At 62.2% G+C, this 12,085-nt stretch carries 10 protein-coding genes; 5 read left to right on the top strand and 5 right to left on the bottom strand.

The annotated features are described in order from the left end of the window. Positions 1-14: 14 nt before the first annotated feature. The 3 genes from AB8A27_RS26720 to AB8A27_RS26730 form a co-directional block, all read right to left on the bottom strand. A complete protein-coding gene (locus AB8A27_RS26720) occupies positions 15-1,064 on the bottom strand; it encodes an ABC transporter substrate-binding protein (RefSeq protein WP_441244481.1) in 1,050 nt (349 codons plus the stop codon). 221 nt (positions 1,065-1,285) lie between these two features. Next, a complete protein-coding gene (locus AB8A27_RS26725; RefSeq protein WP_441244482.1) occupies positions 1,286-2,743 on the bottom strand; it encodes an amidohydrolase family protein in 1,458 nt (485 codons plus the stop codon). Then, positions 2,743-3,795 (bottom strand): ABC transporter substrate-binding protein, encoded by a 1,053-nt coding sequence (locus tag AB8A27_RS26730; RefSeq protein ID WP_441244483.1) that lies wholly within the window; start codon positions 3,793-3,795, stop codon positions 2,743-2,745. The genes AB8A27_RS26725 and AB8A27_RS26730 overlap by 1 nt, the downstream gene beginning before the upstream one ends. A gap of 164 nt (positions 3,796-3,959) precedes the next feature. Between AB8A27_RS26730 and AB8A27_RS26735 the strand changes: the two genes are divergently transcribed. Continuing rightward, on the top strand, positions 3,960-4,868 hold the full coding sequence (locus AB8A27_RS26735) for a LysR family transcriptional regulator (protein ID WP_441244484.1): 909 nt from the start codon (positions 3,960-3,962) through the stop codon (positions 4,866-4,868). An 88-nt stretch (positions 4,869-4,956) separates the two neighbouring features. After that, complete coding sequence (locus AB8A27_RS26740; RefSeq protein WP_441244485.1) at positions 4,957-6,579, top strand: ABC-F family ATP-binding cassette domain-containing protein; 1,623 nt, start codon at positions 4,957-4,959, stop codon at positions 6,577-6,579. 108 nt (positions 6,580-6,687) lie between these two features. On the opposite strand, the gene AB8A27_RS26745 is transcribed toward AB8A27_RS26740, so the two are convergent. Together AB8A27_RS26745 and AB8A27_RS26750 are read right to left on the bottom strand one after the other, a co-directional pair. Further along, positions 6,688-7,017 (bottom strand): GIY-YIG nuclease family protein, encoded by a 330-nt coding sequence (locus tag AB8A27_RS26745; protein ID WP_441244486.1) that lies wholly within the window; start codon positions 7,015-7,017, stop codon positions 6,688-6,690. A gap of 207 nt (positions 7,018-7,224) precedes the next feature. Next, positions 7,225-7,701 (bottom strand): Lrp/AsnC family transcriptional regulator, encoded by a 477-nt coding sequence (locus AB8A27_RS26750; protein ID WP_309940907.1) that lies wholly within the window; start codon positions 7,699-7,701, stop codon positions 7,225-7,227. A 153-nt stretch (positions 7,702-7,854) separates the two neighbouring features. On the opposite strand from AB8A27_RS26750, the gene alr reads away from it, so the two are divergent. The 3 genes from alr to AB8A27_RS26765 all read left to right on the top strand — a co-directional run bounded on the left by alr (position 7,855) and on the right by AB8A27_RS26765 (position 12,077). Then, on the top strand, positions 7,855-9,018 hold the full coding sequence (gene alr / locus AB8A27_RS26755; RefSeq protein ID WP_441244487.1) for an alanine racemase: 1,164 nt from the start codon (positions 7,855-7,857) through the stop codon (positions 9,016-9,018). Continuing rightward, positions 9,015-10,268, top strand: a complete 1,254-nt coding sequence (locus tag AB8A27_RS26760) for a D-amino acid dehydrogenase (RefSeq protein ID WP_441244488.1) — start codon at positions 9,015-9,017, stop codon at positions 10,266-10,268. The genes alr and AB8A27_RS26760 overlap by 4 nt, the downstream gene beginning before the upstream one ends. Positions 10,269-10,439: 171 nt before the next feature. Then, entirely contained in the window at positions 10,440-12,077 is a 1,638-nt protein-coding gene (locus tag AB8A27_RS26765; protein WP_441244489.1) for a GMC family oxidoreductase, read from the top strand. The last annotated feature ends 8 nt before the right edge of the window (positions 12,078-12,085 follow it).

Raw genomic sequence — 12,085 nt, forward strand, 5'->3', positions numbered from 1 at the left:
AGGGCGGCCTTGCGTTACATCGCGGCCTTGATGGCCGTCGGGCGATCGGCCAGCGGTGGCATGAAGCTGCGGTCGAATACGTCGCCGATCTTCGGCGTGCGCGGCAGTTCCTTGGCACTGACGAGGATGTCGATCGCCTTGCTCATGCGTTCGTCGTTGATGTCGCCATGGCCGATCTTCGAAATTTCCGGCGAAGTCATTTCGTCGGACAGCGTGGCTTCCAGGCGCGCGCGTTCGATCTCCGGCTTGATCAGTGGTTCGCGCTTCTGCACCGCCTCGATGGCGGCCTTCGGATCGGCCATCGCATCCTTGACGCCGCGGTTGAGCGCCTTGAGGAAGCCCTTCACGGCGTCGGGGTTTTCCTTGGCAAACTTGCGCGAGACGATGATGGCATTGGAATAGAGATCCATGCCGTAATCGCCGAACTTGATGAAGCGGATCTCCTTTTCAGGATCGATGCCGATCAGCCTGGCGCTGAAGCGGATGGTGGTGATGTAGCCGAATACGCCATCGACCTGATCCTTCATCAGCATCTGTTCGCGCAGGTTTGGCTGCATGTTGGTGACTTCGACCTTGGTGCAGTCGATCTTGGTCGCCGCGCAGAGCGCCGGGAATAGCTTCAGCGCGCCGTCATTGGCCGCGCCGCCGAGCTTGCGTCCGACGAAATCGGCCGGCGTCTTGATCGGGCTGTCGGCTTTCACTGCCACCGTGAAGGGCGGCCGGTTGTACATCTGGTAGACGCCGATCGGCGCTTCGTCCGGCTTCCTGGCGGCGAGTTCGATCAGCGCATTGATGTCGCCGAACCCCATGTCATAGGCGCCGTTGGCGACTTGCGGCACTGCCGCACCGGAGCCGTTACCTTGGTCGAAGGTGACGTCGAGGCCTTCCGCTTTGAAGTAGCCGCGATCCTGCGCAAGGAAGAACATGCCCTGCGGACCTTCATACTTCCAGTTCAGGACCATCTTGATCTTGGTGTCGGCCTGCGCGGCGACAAGCGATCCGGCGGTCACCGCCAGCGCGAGCGCAAGCGTCTTCAAGCCACGAAATGCATGGTGTCCGGTCATCCAAAGTGCTCCTGGGTGTGGTCCCGTTGCAGTGTGCGACACGTTCGGCCGGTGGCGTCTCTTGCCCCGCGGCCGCCCTCGGGAGCAAAGTTAAGCTTATCCGAGTGAGCTTATCTGCTGCTATCTTTTCGCCTGAGCGGTGCAAAAAAGGCCTCGCTCGGAATCGTCCAGATAACGCGTTGTTCGGGTCGGCGCTCGCAGAACCGCGAGGCGCAGGCGCGTCAGCAGCATCCGCAAAAACTTGCAGCAATCACGCCGTCGAGCGCGGCGAGGGCCCCAGCCAGGTTCTGGCCAGAGGGCATGCCGGCGCGCATCTGCGCCAGAATCTCCAGCCGTGCGGCCGTGAAGTCGATCCCGGTGACATGCCCATCGCGCACGATCGTGTGGCCGGCGACGATCACCTCCCGGATATGGCGCGCGGTTGCCCGCGAGAACAGGAGATTGATCGGGTCGAGGTCGCTGCGCAGCGCGTCGTCGTTGAGCGCGTTCCAGTCCAGCAGCAGCATGTCCGCATCGGCGCGCTCGCGCAGACCGCCGTCGCTGGCGATATTGGTGACGGCGAAGCGGCCGTTGCTTACGCTTTCATGCAGCGCCCGATGGCGGGTCACGACCTGATCGAAACCGGTGCCGGCATGGAGCAGATGTGACAGCCGGAGCTCGCGCAGTGCATCATTGTCGTCGTCGAATGCTTTGCCGTCGATGCCGAGGGCGATCCGGCATCCGGCGGCCCGCATCCGGGTCATGGGAGCCAGGCCCGAATGCAGATGCAGGTTGGAGCTGGTATTGACCGAAATGACGACGCCGCGTTCGGCCAGGAGTTCCAGTTCATCGGGCCGGGCCCAGACGCAATGTGCCAGCGTCAGCCGCGGGGACAGCAGACCGATCTCGTCCAGCATGCGGACGACGCCGCCAGGATAATTGGCGTCGCACCACTGGCGTTGATACTTGGTCTCGAGCAGATGCATGTGGACGCGGCGGCCGGTGTGTGCCGAAGCTTCGGCGATCGCCTGCAACAGCGCGTCGCTGCACCACTGCACGCCATTGGGACCATATTGCACATCGAATTTCGGGCCGTCGGCGGCGGAGACGACCTCGTCCATTAGCGTCAAGTAGTCGCGCGGCGACAGCGGCGGACGCGTGAAACGCTGCGCGATCTCCGGCCGAACGTCTGGCGGCAGCGCCGCCAGCACAGGTTCCGAGGGACCGTAGACCAAAGGATTGCGATCTCTCATTGCCACGGCGAGGCCGGCGCGCACGCCGACATCGCGTGCCGCGCGCGATACCTCGGCCAGTTCGGCCGGCAGATCAGTGAAGCCCTGCACGCGGGTGTAATGGTTCATGACGATACCGGCGCCGCCCAGCGCGCTGCTGGCGAACGCGACGCAGGCCGCCAGGTAAGGATCGACCGCAGGAAACAATGCGAGATAGTGGATCCAGGACTCAAGCGGCTTGGCGTCGGCGCCGATGGAGCTGGTGCGGACCGCGCGGCCGTGGTCGTGGGCATTGACCAAGGCGGGCAGCGCTACGATCGGCTCTGCTGCTTCGGTTGTCCGTGCGATCGACTGGATCTTGTCGTCCTGCAGCGCGATCACCTGCGCGCCGGGCATCGGCCCGTCCGGGCCAATCACATGCGCGCAGGTGATACGACGTGGTGCGTCGGTGAGGCGAGTCGTTGTCATTACGGCGCAATAGTCGGGGGCACCCGGTCGGGCTTGGCCGGCAGGAACGTATCGTTGAACACCTCATCGGGCTTTGGCGTGCGCGGTAGTTCGAACGAGGTCACGATGGTGGAGATCGCCGAACCCAGACGCTTCTGATCGAGCTCGCCGAGGCCCAGATCCCTGACCTCCGGTGTGTTGATGAAGTTGTTGTAGACATAGGTCAGGCGCCGTTTCTCGATATCCTTCTTGATCAGCGGTTCCTCGGTGGCGAGCAGGTCGATGGCGGCGTCCGGTGCCTGGACGGTTTCCTTGATCGAGCGGTTGATGGCGCGCAGCAGACCCTTCACCGCCTCCGGATGTTCCTTCAGCAGCTTCTGCGATACCATCACGCCGTTGGAATAGAGGTCGAGGCCAGCGTCAGAATAAAAGTTCCAGCGGACGTCCTTGTCGGGATCGACCTTGAGCGACACCAGGTTGAGATAGCTGGTGGCCGCGAACACTGCGATCGAATCCACCTGGCCCTGCAGCAGCATCTGTTCCTGCAAGGCCGGCGAAACCTGCAGAATGCTGATTTTGCTGTAGTCGATGCCGTTCTGCTTGGCGAGCAGCGGCAGCAGTTTCAGCGACGCGCTGCCGGAAGGTGAGGCCAGCTTAGAGCCTTCGAGATTCTTGAGCGTTTTGATAGGTCCATCCGCCTTGCTGAGCAGCGCGAACGGCGTCTTGTTATAGATCATGTAGACCATCACCGGCGCATCGTCCGGCTTGGTAGCGGCATTTTGAATGATGGCGTTGATATCGCCGAAGCCGGCATCATAAGCGCCCGACATGATCCGCGTGACGGTCGCCGCCGAGCCTTCGCCCTGATCGATCGTTACGTCGAGATTTTCATCCTTGAAGTACCCTTTGGCCTTTGCCCAGTAGTACCAGGCGTGCAGACCCTGGATCTTCCAGTCGAGGGTAAACTTGATCTTGGTTGGCCCGGCAGCTTGGGCAAGAGTGAGCGATCCTGCGCTTACGCCCAAGGCCAACACGAGCGTCAGTAATCCACGAAGTGCCCGGTGTTCGGTCATCGATGCTTTCCTGTTGCGAAACGTCACATAATTGGTCGGTGGGCGACGTCGCTCTCGCGACTATCTTCCTGCGTGGATCAGGATAGACCTATCCGAGTGGTCACATCTGCTGCTATCTCTTCCAGTGACCGGTGTGAAAAAGGCATCACTCGAGAGGCGGGGCAATGAGGCATCTGCGGTTGCTGACCCATGTGGTTGAAGTGGCGCGACTGGGCTCGATCCGCCGCGCCGCGGAGCAGCTCAATCTGACGCCATCGGCCATGAACCGGCGCATTCAGGACCTCGAGGCCGAAATCGGTACGCCTTTGTTCGAACGCCGGCCGCGGGGCGTGAAGCTGACGACCGCCGGCGAGATGTTCGTGCGCTATGCGCGCAGCCAGATTGCCGATGCCGAGCGGATGAGATCGCAGGTCGAGGATCTCAGAGGTCTGCGGCGCGGTCCGATCCAGATCGCCTGCAGCCAGGCGTTGGCGCTGGATTTTCTGGCGCTGCGTGTCGCTGCATTCCAGAAGAAGCATCCGAAAGTGGTGTTCGATCTCAAGGTGATGGATCATGAGCGTGCGCTGGCCGCGCTGGCGGCCTACGATGTCGATCTCGCTCTGGTGCATCGCCCGACGATGTGGCCGTCGCTGCGCGTCATCGCCAGCATTCCCCAGCGTCTTGTGGTGATCACCCGCTCGGATCATCCGCTGGCCGCCAAGAAGATGCTGCGCCTCTCCGATTGTGTCGATTATCCCGCAGCCCTGCCGGATCGGACTTTGAGCGGCCGCCAGATTCTCGATGAGGTCACGACTCGCCGCGATCTGCGCCTCAACATGCTCGCGGAATCAAACTCCTTCGAGATGCTGCGCGGGCTGGTGTTCCGCTGCGACATGATTTCGTTCCAGATCGAGATCGGGGCTCCCACCGGGAACCTGGGTATGGGGCTGGTCGGCCGCCCGATCGATACCCGCGACGTGCCCACCGCCGACCTGGTGCTGTGCCAGCTGCGCGGTCGCACGCTACCGGTGGCCGCGGCGACTTTCGCGGAAATCCTGATGAAGAGCCTGAGCGAGATGCGGCCGGGCACCTAGCTCTTTTGCGGCGCAAAATATCCTTCCGTACGGGGGCCGGATGCCTTATTGGCTGGCCTAAATTCTGTCCCGTGAGCCCGTAGTTCCCATGATTCGTCTCGACAATATCAGCAAACAGAACGGTCATCAGATCGTCTTCATCGAAGCCGCCGGCGCCTTGCTGAAGGGCGAGAAGATCGGTCTGGTCGGGCCGAACGGTTCCGGCAAGACGACCTTGTTCCGCATGGTCACCGGCCGCGAACTGCCCGATGAGGGCCAGGTCGTGGTCGAGCGCGGCGTCACCATCGGCTATTTCAGCCAGGATGTCGGTGAAATGTCCGGCCATAGTGCGGTTGCCGAGGTGATGGAGGGAGCTGGTCCCGTCAGCGTGGTCGCGACCGAGCTGAAGGAACTGGAAACGGCCATGGCCGATCCGGACCAGGCCGACAATATGGACAAGATCATCGAGCGCTACGGCGAGGTGCAGGCGCGCTTCGAGGAACTCGATGGCTACGCGCTGGAAGGCCGCGCCCGCGAAGTACTCGCCGGTCTCGCATTCACACAGGAAATGATGGACGGCGATGTCGGCAAATTGTCCGGTGGCTGGAAGATGCGCGTCGCGCTGGCCCGCATCCTGCTGATGCGCCCGGATGTCATGCTGCTCGACGAACCGTCGAACCATCTCGATCTCGAAAGCCTGATCTGGCTCGAAGGCTTCCTCAAAGGTTACGAGGGTGCGCTGCTCATGACCTCGCATGACCGCGAATTCATGAACCGCATCGTCACCAAGATCATGGAGATCGATGGCGGCTCGCTGAATTCCTATTCGGGCGACTATGAATTCTACGAGGCGCAGCGCGCCATGAACGAGAAGCAGCAGCAGGCGCAGTTCGAGCGCCAGCAGGCGATGCTGGCCAAGGAAATCAAGTTCATCGAGCGCTTCAAGGCGCGCGCCTCGCATGCCGCGCAGGTGCAGAGCCGCGTCAAGAAGCTCGACAAGATCGAGCGAGTCGAGCCGCCGAAGCGCCGCGAAGTCGTGTCGTTCGATTTCCTGCCAGCGCCGCGCTCGGGCGAAGACGTCGTCAGCCTCAAGAACATCCACAAGGCCTATGGCAGCCGCACCATCTATGAAGGGCTGGATTTCTCGGTCCGTCGCAAAGAGCGTTGGGCTGTGATGGGTATCAACGGCGCCGGCAAGTCGACGCTGTTGAAGCTTGTCACTGGCGCGGCAGAGCCCGACAACGGCAACGTCACCATCGGCGGCAGCGTCAAGCTCGGCTACTTCGCGCAGCATGCGATGGATCTGCTCGATGGCGAGCGCACGATCTTCCAGAATCTCGAAGACTCATTCCCGCAGGCCGGGCAGGGCACTTTGCGCGCGCTCGCAGGGTGCTTCGGCTTCTCCGGCGACGATGTCGAGAAACGTTGCCGCGTGCTGTCGGGTGGCGAGAAGGCGCGTCTGGTGATGGCCAAGATGCTGTTCGATCCGCCGAATTTCCTGGTGCTCGACGAGCCGACCAACCATCTGGACATGGCCACCAAGGAAATGCTGATCAAGGCGCTCGCCGACTACGAAGGCACCATGCTGTTCGTGTCCCATGACCGTCACTTCCTGGCGGCACTGTCGAACCGCGTGCTCGAGCTGACGCCCGACGGCATCCATCAATATGGCGGCGGCTATACCGAATATGTCGCGCGCACTGGCCAGGAAGCGCCGGGTCTGCATCCCTAACTCAGCCCTCATGGTGAGGAGCGCGCCCTTGCGCGCGTCTCGAACCATGGCTGCCCGGGCACGGAACATGTGACCATCCTTCGAGACGCCGCGCAAGTACGCGGCTCCTCAGGATGAGGACGGAGTTTCTGGCTGCTTCGACGAGTGAGGCGATCTGCGCTGGGCAAGTTGCTGCAACTGCGCCAAGTCGTCCCGGATCAGGGCCTCTTTCTTGGCCCGGCTCCAGCGTTTAAGCTTGCGCTCGTTTTCGATGGCATCCGTGATGCTTTCGAACCACTGAGAATAAACCAGTTCGACCGGCCGTCGCGTGAAGGTATAGCCCGGAAACACCCCGGCATTGTGCTGGGCTATCCGAATATCAAGTGATGTGCGGGTGATGCCGATATAGTAACTGCCATCAGCGCATCGGACGATGTAGACGTAAGCTCCGTCTCGCATAGAATCCGCATCATTTAAATGAGATACTAGAATTGCGATAGTGAGAATGGATTGATCCTTCGTTCTGTCAAGTCGCGCGTCCAGATCCTCATGGTGAAGAGCGCGCCTCGCGCGCGGCTCGAACCATGAGCTGGCCGGGCACAGAGCGTGCGACCATCCTTCGAGACGCGGTCGAAGACGACCGCTCCTCAGGAGGAGGGACAGAGCTCATCCCGTCAGCGCCGACAGTGAAACGCCGCGTTTCACCACGCTGCGCATGGCGAATGAGGAATGCAGCCGCGCCACGCCCGGCATCCGCGAGAGATGCTGCTTGTGGATGCGTTCATAGTCCTCCATGTCGCGCGCCTGCACATGGACGAGATAGTCGTCATTGCCGGACATCAGATAGCAGGACACGACATCCGGGCATTTGGCGATCTCGCGCTCGAAGGCCGACAGCGCGTCCTCGCTCTGCTTGTCGAGTGTAATGTGGACGTGGACCGTCATCATGTAACCGAGCTCGGATGCGTCGATCTCGGCGGCATAGCCCTTGATGACACCCTTCTTTTCCAGGGCCGTGAGACGCCGGGTACAGGCGGTAGGCGACAGGCCGACTTTCTCCGCCAGTGCCATCTGGCTGATCCGGGCATCCCGGACCACCTCGCGAAGGATCTTCCGGTCGGTCGAATCGAGGTCGCTTGCCATGGTTCTTGCCAAAATTTCGCAGGATTTCTCTACAGAAGCGTAGATCTACGCCGATAATCACCGTTTCTGACCGTAGCAGCGGCCGGAATCGCCGTAAAGCGCTATGCGGAAGGTGAGATACTGCCGTTGCGATCATTCGTGACGGGGGATGTGATGCTGGCACCTTGGACAGGCGGGACGGGCACGCGGCATGCGAGCGCGGTGCTGACCATCGACCTCGAAGGAATCTCACGCAATTACCGGCTGTTGGCCGAGCGGGTCGGCCCCGGCGTCACTTGCGCCGGCGTGGTGAAGGCGGACGCCTATGGCCTCGGTGCCGACCGCGTCGCGCCGGCACTTTATCGGGCCGGCTGCCGCACCTTCTTCGTGGCGCATCTCGATGAAGGGCTGGATCTCCAGACCCATCTGCCCCGCGACGTTGCGATCTATGTGCTCAACGGTCTGCCACCCGGCGGCGAACGCGACTGCGCCGAAGCCGGCATTATTCCGGTGCTCAATTCGCGTGAACAGCTTCAAGCCTGGTCCGATCAGGCGCGGCAACGCGGCCGGATTCTGCCAGCGGTCGTTCAGGTCGATAGCGGCATGTCGCGTTTGGGCATGTCGCCGCGTGAGGTCGCTGATCTCTCGGGCATGGACACCAGCACTCTGGATATCCAGGTGGTGATGAGCCATCTCGCTTGCGCCGATACGCCGGAGCATCCCGCCAATGCGCATCAGCTCGCGGCGTTTCAGACGCTTGCGAAGCGCTTTCCCGGCGCGCGAAAATCCTTCGCCAACTCTTCAGGCATTTTCCTTGGCCGCGAGTTCCATCACGACCTCGTCCGCCCTGGTGCGGCGCTTTACGGTCTCAATCCCAATCCCGCGCAATGCAATCCGATGCTGCCGGTGGTGCGGCTCACCGCGCAGGTGATCCAGACCCGCGAGGTCGAGGCCGCTGCCCATGTCGGCTACGGCTGGACGTTCGAGGCGACGAAGCCGACGCGGCTGGCGACGCTGGCCATCGGCTATGCCGACGGATTGCATCGCGCTTTCGGCAATGGCGGTGCCGTGTATTTCCGCGGACGAAGGCTGGCGATTGCCGGGCGCGTCTCCATGGATTCACTGACCGTCGATCTCGGAGATCTGCCGCCCGGCATGTTGGCACAGGGCTCGCAAGTGGAAATCATCGGCGGGCATCAGTCGCTCGACGCGCTGGCCGCAACGGCGGGCACCATTGGCTATGAAATGCTGACCTCGCTGGGTCAGCGTTATGAGAGAATTTACTCGGATGAGATCGACGTGCGGTGGACCGCCCGGTCTGGAGGCACGGTGCGATGAAGGTTCTGGTTCTCGGCGCGGGCGTGATCGGCGTCACCACGTCCTATTATCTGGCCAAGGCAGGTCACGAGGTGACGGTAATCGACCGCCAGCCCGGCGCCGCATTGGAGACGTCGTTCGGCAATGCCGGTGAAGTCTCGCCCGGTTACGCCTCGCCCTGGGCCGGCCCTGGTGTGCCGAAAAAGGCGATCGGCTGGATCTTGGACAAATACGGTCCGCTGGTGGTGCGGCCGCAGGCCGATCCGCACCAGTGGCGCTGGATGCTGCAGATGCTGCGCAACTGCACAAGCGCACGCTATGCGCTGAACAAGTCGCGCATGGTGGGCATCGCCGAATACAGCCGCGATTGCCTGCGCGCGTTGCGCGCCGAAACCGGCATTACTTATGACGACCGCAGTCAGGGCACACTGCAACTGTTCCGCAAGCAGTCGCAACTCGACGCCACCGGCGGCGATATCGACGTGCTCAAGCAATATGGCGTGCCCTATGAGGTGCTGGATCGCGCCGGTTGCGTGAAATACGAACCGGGCCTTGCCGGGGTGCGGGATCTGTTCGTCGGCGGTCTGCGTCTGCCGGAGGACGAAACCGGCGACTGCCATCTGTTCACGCAGCGACTGGAAAAGATTGCGGCCGGGCTCGGTGTGAAATTCGTCTATGAGACGACCATCAAGTCGGTGGATGTCACCGGCGGCCGGGTCGCGCAGGTCACGACCGATAAGGGCGTCTTTACCGCGGACACTTATGTGATGGCACTCGGCAGCTTCTCGCCGCTGCTATTGCGCCCGCTCGGCATCGACGCGCCGGTCTATCCGGTGAAGGGCTATTCGCTCACGATTCCGATTACCGATGAGAGCGTTGCGCCGCAGTCGACGATCATGGACGAGAGCTACAAAGTGGCAATCACGCGCCTTGGTGACCGCATCCGCGTCGGCGGCACCGCTGAAGTCGGCAATTATCACCCGGTGCCGACTGCGCCGCGGCGTATGCCGCTCGATAAATCGGTAACCGATCTCTTTCCGACCGCTGGCGATCTCTCGCGCTCGACCTTCTGGAGCGGGTTGCGACCAATGACGCCGGATGGTCCGCCGATCGTCGGCCCGACGCGTATCGGCAATCTCCATCTCAACACCGGTCATGGCACGCTCGGCTGGACCATGGCCTGCGGCACCGCCCGCGTGCTGTCCGACCAGATTTCCGGCAAGGCACCGGATCTGGATGTGAAGGATCTGGCGATCAGTCGTTATAGCTGAGCAGGTTCTCGGTCGGTCGTCCCTGTCTTCGCGGGGACGACATCTGATGGGCTGTATCCTTCCCCTTTCGCATTGCGACGATTCTAGTCGCATGCGTGCCATGCTTCCGGCCACGCCCATTTACATCCCCGTCATTTCCGTTTTCAGTTGCTGAAAACAATCGGGGGAAACATGAGCGGTCAAACTGCGTCGACGCATCGCGCGCCGGCTGATGCGATTGAGGCTGATTACATCATCGTCGGTGCCGGCTCGGCCGGTTGCGTGCTTGCCAATCGCCTGTCGGCCTCAGGCAAATATTCGGTGCTGCTGCTGGAAGCCGGCCCGAAGGATCGCAACATCTGGATCCACGTGCCGCTCGGCTACGGCAAACTGTTCAAGGAAAAATCCGTCAACTGGATGTACCAGACCGAGCCCGAACCGGGTCTCGACGGACGCTCCGTCTTTCAGCCACGCGGCAAAGTACTCGGCGGCTCAAGCTCCATCAACGGCCTGTTGTATGTGCGCGGCCAGCACGAGGACTACGACCGCTGGCGCCAGCTGGGCAATACCGGCTGGGGCTATGACGATGTGCTGCCCTATTTCAAGAAGGCGGAAAATCAGGCGCGCGGACCCAGCAACTATCACGGTGTCGGCGGCCCGCTGCCGGTGTCGGATTCGCGCTGCCCCGACCCGTTGTCGGAAGCCTTCATTGCTGCAGCTGCCGAGACCGGCATTCCGGTGAACAACGACTTCAATGGTGCCACGCAGGAAGGCGCCGGCTGGTTCCAGACCACGACAAAGGGCGGCCGTCGTGCCTCGACCGCGCGGGCCTATCTGCGCCCGGCGCTGAAGCAGGGCAATGTTCGCGTCGAGACCGAAGCGCTCGCGCAGCGTATCCTGTTCGAAGGCAAGCGTGCCATCGGCATCGAATTCAAGCAGCACGGCGTGGTGCGCAAGGCGCGCGCCCGCAAGGAAGTGCTGGTGTCCAGCGGCGCCTATAATTCACCGCAACTGCTGCAGCTCTCCGGCGTTGGTCCCGCCGATCTGCTCAAGGAGCACGGCATCGAGGTCCTTCTCGATGCCCCCGGCGTCGGCAGTGATCTGCAGGATCACATGCAGGTCCGCATGGTGATGGAGTGTCCGCAGAAGATCACGCTCAATGACTTCGTCAATCATCCGGTTCGCAGGGCGATGATGGCTCTGCAATATGCGGCGTTCCGCACCGGTCCGCTGACCTATGCTGCCGGCACCACCGGGGCCTTCTTCAAGACCGATCCGCGCATGGCGTCGCCGGATATCCAGATCCACTTCCTGCCGTTCTCCACCGACAAGATGGGCGAGAAGCTGCATCCGTTCTCCGGCTTCTCCGCCTCGGTCTGTCAGCTGCGCCCGGAAAGCCGCGGCTCGCTGCGCATCAATAGTGCTGATCCATCAGTGCCGCCGGCGATCCGCATCAACTATCTGGCAACCGAAACGGACCGGACGGCGAATGTCGAAGGGCTCAAGATCCTGCGAAAGATGCTGAACGCACCGGCGATGAAGCCGTTCGTCACCAAGGAAGTCGAGCCCGGCCCAGGCACAGTGACCGACGAGCAGTGGCTCGCCTTCTGCCGCCAGCGCGGCAGCACCGTCTATCACCCGACCTCGACCTGCCGGATGGGCAATGATGCGAAAGCGGTGGTCGATCAGCGTCTGCGCGTGCGTGGGCTGGAAGGCTTGCGCGTGATCGATGCATCGATCATGCCGGACCTGATGTCGGGCAACACCAACGCGCCGGTGATCATGATCGCCGAGAAGGCGTCGGACATGATTCTGGAAGATGCGCGGTGAAGGCGCGG

Origin of the sequence: Tardiphaga sp. 768_D3_N2_1, assembly GCF_052076105.1 — a bacterium.
Classification (GTDB): Bacteria; Pseudomonadota; Alphaproteobacteria; order Rhizobiales; family Xanthobacteraceae; genus Tardiphaga.